Here is a 15,177-nt window from a genome sequence, read left to right as displayed (position 1 = left end):
TTGCACCTTTCAAGCAGATATCATGCAATATCTACTGTTATGCGGTATTAGCTATCGTTTCCAATAGTTATCCCCCGCTACCAGGCAGGTTACCTACGCGTTACTCACCCGTTCGCAACTCATCCGGAGAAGCAAGCTCCTCCTTCAGCGTTCTACTTGCATGTATTAGGCACGCCGCCAGCGTTCGTCCTGAGCCAGGATCAAACTCTCATTAAAAGTTTGAGTTCTCACTCATTTCTGTCACTGACAGATTTATTGTTTTTTTCATTGTTCAGTACTACAACCTATTGTTGTAGTGCCCTGCACATTGGTTCGTCTTGTTCAGTTTTCAAAGGTCTTTGCCACTCACTTCTCTCAAGTGACAACTATATTAGTATATCACAGTCGCTTTCGCTTGTCAACACTTTTTTGAAACTTTTTTTAATTTTTTTCATCTAGTGTTTCATCTGTAACATACTATAGTCCGTACGGGATTCGAACCCGTGTTACCGCCGTGAAAAGGCGGTGTCTTAACCCCTTGACCAACGGACCGGAGTTGTTATTTTCAACTCTTACTATTATACCGACTTTTCTTACTTTGTCAACACCTTTTTTGAACTTTTTTTCATTTCTCCTGAATTACTTCCTTCAGCTCTCTGAGAAGGGCTTTGCGGCCTTTAAATCGTTCGTCTGCCCAGAGTTTTGGTTAATTTTTTTTCTTACAATAATTGTTTTTTATGAAGTACATATCATTTTTTTGAAAACATTTCTTCATATTACTCAAGTAACTGTTACATTCTTATTTTCAGAAAATTTGAATCATTTCCTCTAAGAGAGCATTAACATAGGTAAACTTGTATTTTGTTTTCTATATATAGAAATCTTTGATTTAAATTAGAGTTCCCACAACTTTTTTTAAAAAAAACAGAGAAAACTTGCGCTTCCTCTGTTTATAGTATGTATGATGATTAATTTTCTTCACTCATTTTTGATTTTACTTCATCATAAGATAGTGCATGTGATTCCTCTTCTATTGTTTCAGGCATCTTTCCTATTTCGTATAGAGATTTAATTTGTGTACTATCCAATGTTTCGTATTTCAATAATGCTTCTGCAATCAGCTTGTGAGTTTCACGATTTGACTGGATAATTTCAGCAGCTTTGTTTCGTGCTTCATTCAATAATGAACGAACTTCTTCGTCAATTTCATAAGCTGTTTGTTCTGAAATTGATTTTTGAGGGCTTTGTGCACCAAACATAGCATGATTTCCTTCATATTGTACTGGACCAAGTTTTTCACTCATACCATACTCAGTAACCATAGCACGCGCCATCTGAGTCGCTTGTTCGAAGTCATTAGATGCTCCAGTTGTTTGGACGTTAAAGATAATCTCTTCAGCTACACGTCCACCCATTAAGCCAGCTAATTGCTCTTTCATATCTTCTTTAGATAAAAGCATTTGGTCTTCTTTAGGAAGTGCAATCATATATCCGCCTGCACGTCCACGTGGTACTATGGTAACTTTATGAACAACACGGGCATTTGACAATACTAGACCGACAATGGTGTGTCCTGCCTCATGGTAGGCAACCAATTCACGTTCTTTTTGTGAAACTGTCTTGTCTTTCTTAGATGGTCCAGCGATAACACGATCTTCAGCTTCATCAATATCAGAAGCATCAATCACTGATTTATTACGACGAGCTGCAACTAAAGCTGCTTCATTCAATACATTTTCCAAATCGGCACCAACAAAACCTGGAGTTTGTTGTGCTACCAATTTCAAATCTACATCTTCAGCTAAAGGTTTATTTCTAGCATGGACTTTCAGAATTGCTTCGCGTCCTTTAACATCTGGACGACCAACCAATACTTTTCTGTCAAAACGACCTGGACGAAGAAGAGCTGGATCTAGAACATCTGAACGGTTGGTTGCCGCAATAACAATGATTCCTTCATTTCCTTCAAAACCATCCATTTCAATCAAGAGTTGGTTTAGGGTTTGTTCACGTTCGTCGTTACCTCCACCTAAACCGACACCACGTTGGCGACCAACAGCATCGATTTCATCTATAAAGATAATGGCTGGTGCTGCTTTTTTAGCGTCCTCAAATAGAGAACGGACACGGCTTGCACCAACACCGACGAACATTTCTACAAAGTCAGAACCTGAAATACTAAAGAATGGTACACCAGCTTCTCCTGCAACTGCTTTAGCAAGTAATGTTTTACCAGTTCCCGGAGGTCCTTCTAAGAGAACACCAGCTGGGATACGAGCACCTAATTTTGTAAAGCGTTTTGGATCTTTTAAAAATTCAACAACTTCAACAAGTTCTTGTTTTTCTTCCTCTGCGCCTGCAACATCTGAGAAGCGAACTTTGATATCTTCTTTGTTAGCAGCTTTAGCTTTACTTCGACCAAAGCTCATTGGATTTCGTCCATTATTTCCTCCCATATTGCCCATCATTGAGAATAGGAAGAAGAATAAGATACCAAATGGTACGATAGACACTAGGATGTTAATCCACATGCCACTTGAACTCTCATGTTTCACTTCAATTTGTGTTTGATGTTCACCTGCTAACTTTTGTAAATCAGCAACAGTGGTATCTGATGGTAGGATAATGCTAGTAAATTTTTCTACCTTTGTAGCAGAAGGAGTGAAAAATTGAATCCCAGTTTCCTTCTTTTCTGTTTTTGCAGTTTTGTATTCACCTGATACCTCAATAACACTACCGTTTGGTTGATAGGTCATTTCTTTTACGTTATCATTGGTAATTTCCTGCACCAATTCTGAGTACTTGATTTGTTGACTATGGCCAGCAGATCTGCCAGCAAAAAAATACTGGAATCCTGTCACTAGCAAGAAAATCATCAACAAATAAAGGAATGGATTTTTTATGAAACCATTATTTTGTTTTTGCATTCAAACACTTACCCTTCTATTTTGAGTAAACTTCCTCTTTCAATACACCTACATAAGGAAGGTTACGATAGTTTTCATTATAGTCTAAACCGTAGCCTACAACAAATTCATTTGGAATTGTAAAACATGTATAATCTGCTTCGATTTCTACAGTACGGCCTTCTGGTTTATCTAACATAGTCACAATCTTAACAGATGCCGCTTCTCTTGCAGTAAACATATCTCTCAAACTCTTCAAGGTTTGACCAGTATCAATAATATCTTCTACAAAGACAACATGTCGACCTTTAATATCTTGAGTTACGTCTTGTTTAATATTAATGACACCACTACTTACAGTCCCACCATGATAGCTAGAGACCATCATAAAGTCCATTTCAAGATGTGTATCAATATATTTCACCAATTCTGCCATAAAAGGAATAGAACCTTTTAGAATTCCAACTAAAATCGGATTTTTTCCCTCATAATCTTTTGTCAACTGAGCACCCAATTTTTTAGCTGCTTCTGTAATTTCATCTTGTGAAATCAAAATTTTCTTGATATCTTTTTCTAACATGATTTTACCTATCTATTTTTTCTATATAAAGTACAGTGTTCATTATATCATTTTTCATTTTTTTACTCAAATCACTAGTTTCAATTCCTAAAACTGAACAAATTTGATCTGATTGCTCAATGATTATCACTTTTTCCCGTTTTTCTATAGGGATTTTTAAATCAATAAAAAGTCGTCTTAGTTTTTTTCGATGTCCATTTTTTATCAGATAGTCACCTGAATGACGGTGCCGTAAAATTAAGGATGTTTCCCGTGAAACATATATTTTTTGAACTCTATCTCCTTCTAAAGGAAGTCCAAATGAAAATAGATATCCTTCATAGTGAACTTGGTTTAGATAGTCTAACACACACTCATTGTTTTTTTCATCAGACTTTGGTCTGATTTTACAAATCTGAAAGTGATCGTATTCCTTTACAAGCTCATAACCATTTTTTAAACGATGGCGATACTGACTCTTGATTTTCAATATATGGTGGATCTGTTTAAATTGTTCTCTTGTTACATTTAAGTTTGCAAATTGACCAATATAGTGTTGCAATAAAACTCGTTGTGTTTCCTCTGAAAAAGATAAGAATTGAGTTAAATCTTCCACATCTACTGTTTGAGATAATTCACCGATAGCTGTCTGATAGTCAGATACCTCTTTTCCAAATTCTAGCAAAGCTTTTCTAACTTGAAGATTCTCTGTTTCAAGCTGCGGTAAATAGAGATTGCGAACACGGTTGCGAAAATAGTGATTTTCCTGATTTGTTCCATCCTCAAAATGTTCAATTTCAGGAAATTCCTTCTTATAAAAGGAGAGCAAGGGACGAATCAATTCTCCTTTATCAAACTCTTGTCTTTCTTTAATAGCTGATAAATGGTGTAATCTACCCCCTCTTATCAATCGCATGAAAATCGTCTCGACCTGGTCATCTGCATGATGAGCCGTTACAAGAGCACTAGAGGATGTTTCTCTCATCACATCTCTAAAAAATTCATAGCGAAATTGACGAGCTCTCGATTCTGTAAAAACTCCAGAGAAGTTAGCTACATAAATCGGAAATCCAACTTGTTCAGCTAGTTTTCTTAATTCATGTTCTTCATTGTCTGACTCTGGTCGTTGTTTATGATTGACATGGACTAAAAAAATCTCAATACCAAGTTCCTTTTTATAAGTTGATAGAAGATGAAAGAGAAACATCGAATCAAGTCCACCAGATAAGGCTATTACAACTTTTGAATGATCTTTAAAATAACCTTTTTCTAGAAAATGATTTAAAAAATTTTGGTCTGTCATTTCAGGACCTCATAGACATCCTTGGCAATTTTAGAAATGGTATCATAATCTGAATTTTTGGTAAAGATTGAAATGATGAAAGGAGACTCTGAATAAACAATAGCAGTGTCATGCTTGTATTCGTCTGCATCCCCAATTTTATGGGCTACCTTAGCAGAAATATCTTTCGCAATCCTCTGATTATCAAAGGACGTTTGTGATAGAGATTCTAAAACAAAAGCATTCTGATTATAAATAGCCTCCATAACTTGACCAGCCATTTTAGCTGATGCTAACTTATCTGTTACGTTCCACTCTTCACCTGAAATTTTAGCCATCTCCTTTTTAAAGGTCTCATCTGACTTGTTGGTAACATAATATCCAAGAATGTTGTGAGCTACATTGTCAGATTCTTTCGCTGTCTTTGTAATTAAATCTTTGAGAGTGTAGTCTTTATTGTCCGCTGTTTTAGGGAGACTTCCACTTCCTTCCGGTTTATAAGAACCAGGAAAATCATTTACTTCAGAAACGTACTTCAATTTCGTGTCAAGTTGGTAATCACCTTGATTGATTTTTTCTTGAACATAATAAAGATAAGGCAATTTCATAACACTAGCAGCGTACATTTTTTGATTTTCATTAATGCCAGCTTCCTTACCTGTACTCAATTGTTTAACATAAATAGAAAACTGTTCATTTTGATAATTTTCAGTCAGTAACTCTTGTACTTTCTGGATACGATTATCATCTTGAGAAATATAATCACTAGAAACCCAACCAATTTGATTGATATGTAAAAATTCCCGTCCCTCAGCAAACACTGACATATCCACTTCAACCTCTTGATAAGGAGCTAAAGTAGTTGTTTTTTCTATTTGATCATAGGGACTATTGTAAATGAAAAATCCAGGTTCTAACCATACTTTTTGGGATAGAGAATTTATTTTTGATGCATCATATAGAAGTCTTTTGTCTGCAGCAACAAACTGATTATTAGATAATTTAAAGACAGGCTGACCTTGTCCATTTAACCGCCATTCTATCACGGATAATATTGTCTCTGCATTGACTTTCCCTGACTCTTTTATCAAATCATCTGAAGCATAAATGGACGTTTCACCATAAAATTTTGGAGATTCTATAGTATCTTGATAATAAAAATGATACGGAGCATGAGTTAAGGAATAAACTTCTTGATTTGGAATGATAACTGGATTCTCAGTGCTTACTACTTGGACACTTTTAAAGAAAATAGGAAGTAGTAATATCACTAAAAATTTACGCATTCTTCTTTTCCTCTTCTTCCTGAAGTCGTAACAGATGATTTTTTTGAGCTAACTCTTCTAATTTTTCATCTGATTGACTTAAAAATTGTTCAACAATATCTAATAAATTTTCCATATTCTATTACCTAGGAAGCAAGTCCGGAATGGTGTATACTTCCTCCCATGATTTTGAATAATAATATTTAGCACGCAAATATTTAGCTGCGTAAGTTTCGTCCTTTAGTTTTGTTGCAAGATTTGATTCTTTATCTTTTTCATCGCTCAATTCTTGATACTGTTTTTTCAGATTGGCTAACTGTTGGCGACGTTCGAGTAGTTGCTGATAACTTTGAGTCAAATTATAGGTTGGTAGAATGAACAACAACATAATCAAAATCAAAACCCAGCCCATAAAACGATTTCGTCTTTGTCGTTCTTCCATCAAGTATTTACGACGTTGGTGTTCATTTTGAATAAAAGAATTATTCATTTGCACAATTTTTTTATACATCGTTTTCTACCCTTGTTTCGCTGATAATTTCATACATACCTGCAGCATCTTCTTTTTTAGTGCTATCTTTCATTTCTAACACTTTTACGAGCAACAATTTATTTCCAAAACGAATTTCAACTTGGTCATTGATTTTTAAATCTGTAGAGCTCTTAGCAAGAATACCATTTACCTTGATACGTCCCTTATCTGCAACTTCTTTAGCAACTGTGCGGCGCTTAATAATTCTTGATACTTTTAAATATTTATCTAATCTCATCTTTATTACCTCAAATTATTATTGTACCATTTTTCTCCCTTTTATAGAAGAAAAATGTCATACCTAATTTGACTCTTTTGCATTTTTTATAGCCACTAGGGATTCAGCAAAAGTCAACAATCCTTCTAAAATTTCATAATCTTTTTTATTTCGAATATCAAATACAACTTCAATTAAACCTTGATTTTCTGAAATATTGGCCTTCAAACTTGTCTGAGATAGAGCCTGGAAATAATCTTGTGTTAAAAATAGTTGCTGCGAAATTTTTTCAAATTGAATGACAAGTTTATTATTTTTTCTTTCAACACGATTGACAAATACTTTATCAAGGTAAGCTTTTACTAATCCAATTTCTAAAAGATAAGCAACTACATCAGGATATTCTCCAAAACGGTCGATCAACTCATCTTGTAATTCTTCGTAGTTGACACGATTGTCAATTTGACGAATTCTCTTGTAAATTTCAATTTTATGCCGTTCATCTGAAATGTACTCATCCGGAAGATAAGCATCAATTTGTAAAATTAACTCAGCATTTCCTTTTTCACGTTTCTTGTCAGTTCCATTTTTCTTAGCAATTGCTTCTTCTAGTAACTGAGAATACAACTCAAACCCAACAGAATCAATAAAACCAGACTGTGAACTTCCTAAAAGATTCCCAGCTCCACGAATGGATAAATCACGCATAGCGATTTTGAAACCAGAACCTAGTTCAGTAAAACCTTTGATGGCCTCTAATCTTTTCTCAGAAACTTCTGTCAAGGTTTTATCTGGACGATACATGAGATAAGCATAGGCAATTCGATTACTACGACCAACCCGACCTCTTAATTGATACAAGGTTGACAATCCCATATGATCTGCATTTTCAATAAATAAAGTATTTGCATTTGGAATATCAACTCCTGTTTCAATGATTGTAGTGGTTACTAAAATATCATATTCACCTTCAATAAAATCAAGTAGCGTATTCTCCAAACGAATTTCACTCATTTGTCCATGAACAAAGCCAATCGAAGCTTCTGGAATCAACTCTTGTAACTCTGAAACCTTCTTTTCAATCGTGTCAACTTTGTTGTAAAGATAGTAAACCTGACCACCACGATCCATTTCTCTCAATATAGCATCACGAATGACACGATCATTCTGTTCAAGAACATAGGTTTGAACAGGATATCGATTGGTTGGAGGAGTTTCGATGACTGATAAATCTCGGATACCTAACATAGACATGTGGAGGGTTCTAGGAATTGGTGTAGCTGTCAAGGTTAAGACATCAACCTTCTTTTTTAATTCCTTCAAAGCTTCTTTATGCTTAACACCAAAACGTTGCTCTTCATCAATAATCATCAACCCCAAATCAGCAAACTCAACATCTTTAGATAAAACTCGATGAGTTCCTATCAAAATATCTACTTGACCTTTTTTCAATTTTTCAAGTGTCTCAGTCTGCTCTTTTTTACTTCTAAAACGACTCAAAACATCCACATTGACAGCAAATTGTTCAAATCTTTCCTTAAAATTACTGTAATGTTGCTGAGCAAGAACGGTTGTTGGTACTAAAACAACAACCTGTTTATGATCATTGACAGCCTTAAATGCAGCTCGCATAGCTACTTCTGTCTTACCAAATCCAACATCTCCAACTAAAAGTCGGTCCATCGGTTGAGAAGTCTGCATATCCTTTTTAATTTCATCTATACTTCGAAGTTGATCTTCAGTTTCAACATAAGGGAAAGCCTCATCAAAAGCAACCTGATCTTCATCATCTTTTGAAAATGCATATCCTTTAAGTTGACTTCTCTCGGCATATAACTTAATCAAGTCATCTGCAATATCTTCAACTTGACTCTTTACTTTTTGCTTGGCTTTTTTAAAACGTCCATCGTTAAGTTTGTTTAACTTTGGAGCCTTACCATCACTAGAGACATACTTAGAAAGAGTCTGTATTTGCTCTACAGGGATGGAAATACGGTCTCCATTTTCATATAGGACACTTACATAGTCTCTATGAATTCCTTTGATTTCAATCGTTTCAATCCCTAAATATTGACCAATACCATGAATTTGATGAACAACATAATCTCCTTTTTGAAGCTCATTATAATCCTTTAATCGCTCAGCATTGCTAATATTTTGTCTGTGATACTTGCGTTTAATCTTCTTTTTAAAAATTTCATATTCAGTGATAAATACAAGATTCTCATCTACAAAATGAAATCCATGACGAAGATTTCCTTCAACAAGATTAACAGTTCCTTTACAGATTTCACTTTCATTACTATTATCAACTTTAATATCATATTCATCAAGAATCGTTGACAGTTTCTTTAGTTCAGTTTTGCTACTTGATTGAAGAACAGTCGTATACTTCAATTTTTTATAACGTTCAATTTCTTCTTTCAGAAAAGAAAACTGATTAAAGAACTCCTGCATAGGATATTGATTGAACTGATACAGATGATGAAATTTTAGATTTCCAAGCCCTTTTTGGAAATTTGAAAAGAAACTAGCTGGTAAATATTTTTTGAATTGACTTTCTACATCAGCAAAATATTGTAAACTTGACACTGTTTTACTATTTTGTAAATCTTCTGTAAAGTAACTAGCAGTTTCCTTATCAAAAGCATCGTACTGATTCATGATTTTTTGAAAATCATCAAAGATAATGGGCACTTTATTCAAATAATCTATCAGTGTCCACTGTTTTTTATAAAAATTAGATAAAAACTTACGAATATCAGCATGAAGAACTTGCTCTTTCATGCAACTAAAAACTTCTTCTAAGTAAGACTTTAAAGTTGGAGAAAGTGCCTTATCAATCTCATGTTCTAAAAATTTCTGACCACGATGATAATCTTCAAAAGTTAGTAAAATATCACTTGCTGGATATATCAGTACTTTAGACTGACTGTCTTTAGAAAGCTGAGTTTCAGTATCAAATTCTCTTATACCATCAATTTCATCACCAAAAAATTCTATCCGGTAAGGAGATAGTTGAGAAGTTTCAAAGATATCCAAGATATCTCCACGAAGGCTAAATTCTCCCTGACTTTGAACTTGTGTAACCTTCTTATAACCAAGGGAAATCAAGTGATTTTTTAATTCTCTTTGTTCGCATTCTTGGCCCACTTGAAGTTCTAAGATACTATCATCAAAAACTTGAGGATTTGGTAAGAATACCCGACTAGCTGCGACGTTACAAACTAAAATCCCTTTTTGAGACTTATCTCTTAGAAAACGCAAAGCTTCAACCCGAGAAAAAATCTTTTCCTGAGATGATACCAAAAATTCGACCATTGGTGAATCATCTACTAGAAATGGATAAACTAGATCCGAACCTAGTATAGAGATTAGATCATTGACCAGACGCTCAGCCTCTCCATATGTAGAAGTCATCACTAAAACCTTATCCTGACTCTTCAGACTACTAGCAATAGCTAAAGATTTTGCTGATCCAGAAAGACCTAGCAATAATTGTCTTTGTTTCTGTGGTAGGTTCTCATGCCAAGATAGAATTTGTTTATTCTCTAAAAAGAAATCGATTAATGCCATTTCATTACCCATTATATTTCTGCATCGTCTTTTCAAAGTTTTTCTCTTGTAAATAATAATTTACAGCATCGTCAACCTTGTCAACAGACTGTAAAATACCTATATAGTCATCCTTGTCAAATTTACTCAAAACGTGGTGAACAACAGACATTCCTTTTTTAGGTCTACCGATACCAATCTTTACACGATTGAAAACCTGTGTACCAATATGTTGGATAATTGACTTGATGCCATTATGACCGCCAGCTGATCCTTTAGCGCGAAGACGAATTTTTCCGACTTCCATGTCAAGATCATCGTAAATAATCAGTAAATCTTCAATATCTAAACCATAGTAGGTTAATAAAGCATGAACAGCTTTTCCACTTTCATTCATAAAAGTCGTCGGTTTCACCAGATAAATTTTTTCCCCATTAAGGAAAAATGAAGCTAGTTCAGCTTGGAATATCTTATCGTGTGTAAAGGTAACATTCTGTTTTTTTGCTAGTTGGTCAATCAGCATAAAGCCAACATTATGTTTAGTTTCAAAATATTTATCTCCTGGATTTCCCAATCCTACAAGTAATTTTGTCATTTAAATTTCCTTTCAAAAGTCAAAAGGGTTGGAATTTTTTTCCAACCTAATTAACATTATTTTAAATATTGATTAAACGTTAAAGCGGAATTCCATAATATCGCCATCTTGCACGACATATTCTTTTCCTTCTTCACGCAAACGTCCTGCTTCTTTTACAGCCTTTTCAGAGCCGTATTTTACCAAATCATCATAAGACATGGTCACTGCACGAATAAAACCTTTTTCGAAGTCAGAGTGGATGATACCAGCCGCTTGAGGAGCTTTCATGCCACGTTTAAAGGTCCAAGCACGAACCTCTTTTTCACCAGCTGTAAAGTAAGTTCCAAGTCCTAGTAGGTGATAAGCAGCTCGAGTCAACTTATCCACACCTGATTCTGTCAAACCAATGGCTTCAAGAAACTCTTTTTTATCTTCATCGTCTAACTCAGAAATTTCTTCTTCAGCACGCGCAGAAATGACTACTACCTCTGCATTTTCTGTTGCTGCGAATTCACGAATTTGTCTCACATAATCGATAGATTCTGGGTCTCCAACCACATCCTCATCAACGTTAGCTACATAAAGAACTGGTTTCGTTGTCAAGAGAAAGAGTCCTTTAACTACTTTTTGCTCTTCATCTGTAAATTCAATGGTACGAGCTGATTTTCCATCTTCAAGAACAGGTTTAATCTTTTGGAGAACGTTAAATTCTGCAACTGATTCCTTATCTTTTTGCGTACGCGCCATTTTTTCTACACGCGCATAGCGTTTATTGACTGATTCTAAATCAGCAAGAATCAACTCTAGGTTAATGGTATCAATATCTGCTAGCGGATCCACAAAGGCATCTTCACGACCTTGCTCACGCATGACATTTTCATCATCAAAGGCACGAACCACATGAACAATCGCATCAACTTCACGGATGTTTGCCAAGAATTTATTCCCAAGACCTTCTCCTCTTGATGCTCCTTTTACAATCCCTGCAATATCTGTAAATTCAAAGGTTGTTGGAACTGTCTTTTTAGGAGTAATCATTTCCGTCAATTTTTGGAGGCGTTCATCTGGAACTTCTACCATTCCAACGTTTGGATCAATGGTCGCAAAAGGATAGTTTGCAGCCTCTGCTCCTGCTTTTGTAATTGCATTAAATAGGGTTGATTTACCAACGTTTGGTAAACCTACAATACCTGCTGTTAAAGCCATAGTTTCTCATTCTCCGTTCACATTTCAATCTTCAATATTATAACACAAAAAGGGAAAACTTGCTAACTCTCTTATGATGGGGGGTTAGTCTATGATTTTACTCATTTTTCTTTCAAAGTCATAGCGACTCATCATGACCACATGATCACAATTGCTACATTTTATTTTGATATCTGCACCAACACGGGTAATTTCCCAGCGATTTGCCTTTTTGCCTGTTGATTTGATTGTACAAGCGTGTGGTTTTTTCATTTCAACAAAATTTCCAACTTGATACATAGTTAATCTCCTTTTCTATTTTTGATTATATCATAAAAGAGGCGAGCTAGGCTCAACCTCTTTCCATTAATTTGTGCGAACTGGCGTGATGAGCTGCATGAAATCTTCATGTGTATCAGCTGGAACTAGAGTAAATGGACGAACTGCTGAAATAAAGCTGATTGTAACTTTTTCGCTATTCAAAGCTTTTAGTGCTTCAATCAAATAAGTTGGGTTGAAACTAATCGTCAAATCAGCACCACTTACATTTTCAGTATCAATTTCTTCGTTTACTTTCCCTACTTCTGGAGAATGAACATGAGCACTTACAACTCCTTCTTTGATTTCTAATTTAACAGTACCATTTTGTGTCGCACTTGATAAGAGTCGAGCACGTTCCATAGACTGGCGTAGTTTAGCAACATCAAAAGTCACTGTTGTATTGAAATCTGTTGGAATCAATCGATCGGTATCTGGATAATTTCCTTCTAAGAGACGTGTGTAGAAGCTAATATTTTCACTTCTAAAGAGAATTTGATTATTGGCGAAGAAAATCTCTACTGTTTCGATATCATCCGTAAAAACAGCTGAAAATTCACGTAGCGAACGACTTGGGATGACAACATCAAAATCATCGCTATTTTTTTCAAGTGTCAATTTCTTCTGACTGAGACGGTGAGAATCTGTCGCAACTGTTTTTAATTCTTTGTGGTTGCTTAAAACAAAGTGGACACCTGTCAAAATAGGACGGCTTTCTTGGGTACTAGCTGCAAAAGCTGTTTCATTGATAATCTTTTTAAGAAGTTTTGTTTCAAGAACTAGAGGGTTGCTTGCAGAAATTTCTTGGATACGTGGATATTGCTCACTATCTTTCCCTTTAAGAGTAATCTCTGATTTTCCACTAGTTAAGACAATTTGCTTTTGTTCAATCTCTTTAAAATCAAGTGTTACATCTGGAAGACTTGAAACAACATTGATAAAGAAAGAAGCTTCCAGTAGAACTGAACCTAAAGAGTTAATCAAGAGACCTGCATTTTCATTTTTTTGCGAGATGAAATTTTCGATTGAGATTTGACCATTTGATCCAATCAAGGTAATTCCTTCATTGGTAACATCAATTTTTACAGTTGATAAAATAGGAATTGCATTCTTTGAGCTAATAGCTCTCTTTGTTGTATTTAAGGCTTGTAAAAATAAGTTTTTATTAATTGAAAAATGAATCATGGATTCTCCTTTATTCTTTTTATTATTAGAAGGATAATAGTAATAATAGAGCGTGTGAAAACTGTGGAAAACAGATGCTAATCAAGAAAACTCAAGGAAAGAGCCTTGTTTAAAAAGTGTGGATAAATAAAGAAATTTTTCTAAAGTTATCCACAAGTTATTTAATTTTCTTTTTGATTGCTTCGATTTCTAAACGTAAATTATCATCTGTTTCAAGCATGGATTTGATTTTTCCATGGGCATGAATGACCGTTGTGTGGTCTTTGCCACCAAACTCTTTTCCAATTTTAGGAAGGCTATTATCTGTCATTTCTCTGGCTAGGTACATGGCAACTTGACGGGCTAAAACGATATTTTGAACACGTCTAGTTCCCTTCATTTCCTTGACACTAACACCATAAAAGTTTCCCACTTCTGTTTGTATTTTATCAATTGGAATCACAATCATTTTGTTAACGTCTTGTTTGCGAGCACGAATAGCCTCAGCAGCGATGTCTACTGTGATGTTGTTAATCTTTTTGACTTTGGCCATCAAGCTGATGTCGTTGAGTGCACCCTCTAGCTCTCTCACGTTCGAGTCAAATTGTCCAGCCAAATATTCGAGTGTATCATTCTGAAAATGATAATTGAGATGTTCAGTCTTACTCTGTAAAATAGCAATACGTGTTTCAAAATCAGGTGGTGTGATATCTGTCGTTAATCCCCACGAGAAGCGCGTGACCAGACGTTCAGGTAGACTTTCTAAATGTTCAGGCCTACGGTCGCTTGTTAAAACAATTTGTTTATTATTATTGTGAAGGGCATTAAAAGTATTGAAAAACTCTTCTTGAGTTTGTACTTTCTTTCCACTAAGAGATTGAATATCATCAATGAGTAGGAGATCCAAACTACGATAAGTTTTTTTGAATTTTTCCATATCATTGAGTCTCAAATGCTCTAGAAATTCATTAATGAAGCTTTCAGCAGGTATGTATTTAACACGCGCATTTGGACTCTTTTTTAGAATTTCATTGCCAAGGGCATTTAGTAGGTGGGTTTTTCCAAGACCAGGCCCTCCATAGATAAATAGAGGATTATAAGTTAGTCCAGGATCTTCAGAAACTGCTAAAGCTGCTGACTTAGCCCAAACATTACCATTTCCTTGGACAAAATTATCGAAAGTATACTTTTCCTTGAGTCCAGTTTCAGAATATGGAATAGTGGAGGGACTTGTCTGATAATCGCTAATAGAATCAGGTTCTATAGCCACTTGAGAGGCAGCTTCTTCAACTTTCGTAAAGATATAATGCGCCTTTATTTCAGTATCATAGATTTCAAAACCTGCTGTTAAAAGGATTCCATTAATATTTCTTTCCCAAAATATCTGCATCTCATCTCGGGGTAAGAAAATCGTTGCAGTGGCATCTTCTACTTTAACCAGGGTTGCATCTAAGATGTAAAAATCATAAACTGATTGAGTCAACCGATCATGCGCAAGTTCTAAAATACGATTCCAAAATTGTTTTTCTTTCAATGATTTTCTCCTCCTTTACTATAAAATTTTAAAGTTTTATTGATAGAATCATTTTACCATAGATAAGATTATTTTTCCACAACTTGTGGAAAACAATTAACAAT

Annotated in this window: 13 protein-coding genes, 1 tRNA gene and 1 rRNA gene; all 15 read right to left on the bottom strand. The window is 35.0% G+C overall.

The window, feature by feature from the left end; genetic code table 11:
• Window positions 1-216 (bottom strand): 16S ribosomal RNA (locus O3611_RS06335); the annotation flags it as partial.
• Window positions 217-459: 243 nt separating this feature from the next.
• Window positions 460-531 (bottom strand) — tRNA-Glu (locus O3611_RS06330).
• A 416-nt stretch (window positions 532-947) separates the two neighbouring features.
• A complete protein-coding gene (gene ftsH, locus O3611_RS06325) occupies window positions 948-2,906 on the bottom strand; it encodes an ATP-dependent zinc metalloprotease FtsH (RefSeq protein WP_371608120.1) in 1,959 nt (652 codons plus the stop codon).
• A gap of 16 nt (window positions 2,907-2,922) precedes the next feature.
• Window positions 2,923-3,465: a hypoxanthine phosphoribosyltransferase gene (gene hpt / locus O3611_RS06320; RefSeq protein ID WP_000890190.1), complete on the bottom strand. Its 543-nt coding sequence runs from the start codon at window positions 3,463-3,465 to the stop codon at window positions 2,923-2,925.
• A 4-nt stretch (window positions 3,466-3,469) separates the two neighbouring features.
• Window positions 3,470-4,747 carry a tRNA lysidine(34) synthetase TilS gene (gene tilS / locus O3611_RS06315; RefSeq protein WP_371608119.1) on the bottom strand — a complete coding sequence of 426 codons (1,278 nt, stop codon included), beginning with the start codon at window positions 4,745-4,747 and terminating at the stop codon, window positions 3,470-3,472.
• On the bottom strand, window positions 4,744-6,012 hold the full coding sequence (locus O3611_RS06310) for a serine hydrolase (RefSeq protein WP_371608118.1): 1,269 nt from the start codon (window positions 6,010-6,012) through the stop codon (window positions 4,744-4,746). Before O3611_RS06310 ends, tilS begins: the two co-directional genes overlap by 4 nt.
• Window positions 6,005-6,127, bottom strand: coding sequence for an SP_0009 family protein (locus O3611_RS06305; protein ID WP_261676148.1), 123 nt, complete (start codon window positions 6,125-6,127; stop codon window positions 6,005-6,007). Before O3611_RS06305 ends, O3611_RS06310 begins: the two co-directional genes overlap by 8 nt.
• 6 nt (window positions 6,128-6,133) lie before the next feature.
• Window positions 6,134-6,502: a septum formation initiator family protein gene (locus tag O3611_RS06300; protein ID WP_075228438.1), complete on the bottom strand. Its 369-nt coding sequence runs from the start codon at window positions 6,500-6,502 to the stop codon at window positions 6,134-6,136.
• Entirely contained in the window at window positions 6,495-6,761 is a 267-nt protein-coding gene (locus O3611_RS06295; RefSeq protein ID WP_001234970.1) for an RNA-binding S4 domain-containing protein, read from the bottom strand. Before O3611_RS06295 ends, O3611_RS06300 begins: the two co-directional genes overlap by 8 nt.
• 63 nt (window positions 6,762-6,824) lie before the next feature.
• Entirely contained in the window at window positions 6,825-10,328 is a 3,504-nt protein-coding gene (gene mfd, locus O3611_RS06290) for a transcription-repair coupling factor (protein ID WP_371608117.1), read from the bottom strand.
• The gene (gene pth, locus O3611_RS06285) at window positions 10,321-10,890 is read right to left on the bottom strand and encodes an aminoacyl-tRNA hydrolase (RefSeq protein WP_371608116.1); all 570 of its coding nucleotides are present in this window, start codon (window positions 10,888-10,890) and stop codon (window positions 10,321-10,323) included. Before pth ends, mfd begins: the two co-directional genes overlap by 8 nt.
• 72 nt (window positions 10,891-10,962) lie before the next feature.
• Window positions 10,963-12,078 carry a redox-regulated ATPase YchF gene (gene ychF / locus O3611_RS06280; RefSeq protein WP_371608115.1) on the bottom strand — a complete coding sequence of 372 codons (1,116 nt, stop codon included), beginning with the start codon at window positions 12,076-12,078 and terminating at the stop codon, window positions 10,963-10,965.
• Window positions 12,079-12,162: 84 nt separating this feature from the next.
• Complete coding sequence (locus O3611_RS06275) at window positions 12,163-12,357, bottom strand: DUF951 domain-containing protein (protein ID WP_049503817.1); 195 nt, start codon at window positions 12,355-12,357, stop codon at window positions 12,163-12,165.
• A gap of 66 nt (window positions 12,358-12,423) precedes the next feature.
• Window positions 12,424-13,560, bottom strand: a complete 1,137-nt coding sequence (dnaN, locus tag O3611_RS06270) for a DNA polymerase III subunit beta (RefSeq protein WP_371608114.1) — start codon at window positions 13,558-13,560, stop codon at window positions 12,424-12,426.
• Window positions 13,561-13,717: 157 nt separating this feature from the next.
• On the bottom strand, window positions 13,718-15,073 hold the full coding sequence (gene dnaA, locus O3611_RS06265; protein WP_371608113.1) for a chromosomal replication initiator protein DnaA: 1,356 nt from the start codon (window positions 15,071-15,073) through the stop codon (window positions 13,718-13,720).
• Window positions 15,074-15,177: the final 104 nt, after the last annotated feature.

Source organism: Streptococcus sp. 27098_8_91 (assembly GCF_041432385.1).
GTDB lineage: Bacteria > Bacillota > Bacilli > Lactobacillales > Streptococcaceae > Streptococcus.
The sequence above is the reverse complement of the archived record's forward strand: the minus strand, read 5'-3'. Positions and strand labels throughout refer to the sequence as shown.

What these genes read in the sequence shown, in the direction of transcription:
- ftsH (WP_371608120.1), bottom strand. Translation starts at nt 2,906, where the DNA reads ATGCAAAAACAAAATAATGGTTTCATAAAAAATCCATTCCTTTATTTG.
- hpt (WP_000890190.1), bottom strand. Translation starts at nt 3,465, where the DNA reads ATGTTAGAAAAAGATATCAAGAAAATTTTGATTTCACAAGATGAAATT.
- tilS (WP_371608119.1), bottom strand. Translation starts at nt 4,747, where the DNA reads ATGACAGACCAAAATTTTTTAAATCATTTTCTAGAAAAAGGTTATTTT.
- O3611_RS06310 (WP_371608118.1), bottom strand. Translation starts at nt 6,012, where the DNA reads ATGCGTAAATTTTTAGTGATATTACTACTTCCTATTTTCTTTAAAAGT.
- O3611_RS06305 (WP_261676148.1), bottom strand. Translation starts at nt 6,127, where the DNA reads ATGGAAAATTTATTAGATATTGTTGAACAATTTTTAAGTCAATCAGAT.
- O3611_RS06300 (WP_075228438.1), bottom strand. Translation starts at nt 6,502, where the DNA reads ATGTATAAAAAAATTGTGCAAATGAATAATTCTTTTATTCAAAATGAA.
- O3611_RS06295 (WP_001234970.1), bottom strand. Translation starts at nt 6,761, where the DNA reads ATGAGATTAGATAAATATTTAAAAGTATCAAGAATTATTAAGCGCCGC.
- mfd (WP_371608117.1), bottom strand. Translation starts at nt 10,328, where the DNA reads ATGGGTAATGAAATGGCATTAATCGATTTCTTTTTAGAGAATAAACAA.
- pth (WP_371608116.1), bottom strand. Translation starts at nt 10,890, where the DNA reads ATGACAAAATTACTTGTAGGATTGGGAAATCCAGGAGATAAATATTTT.
- ychF (WP_371608115.1), bottom strand. Translation starts at nt 12,078, where the DNA reads ATGGCTTTAACAGCAGGTATTGTAGGTTTACCAAACGTTGGTAAATCA.
- O3611_RS06275 (WP_049503817.1), bottom strand. Translation starts at nt 12,357, where the DNA reads ATGTATCAAGTTGGAAATTTTGTTGAAATGAAAAAACCACACGCTTGT.
- dnaN (WP_371608114.1), bottom strand. Translation starts at nt 13,560, where the DNA reads ATGATTCATTTTTCAATTAATAAAAACTTATTTTTACAAGCCTTAAAT.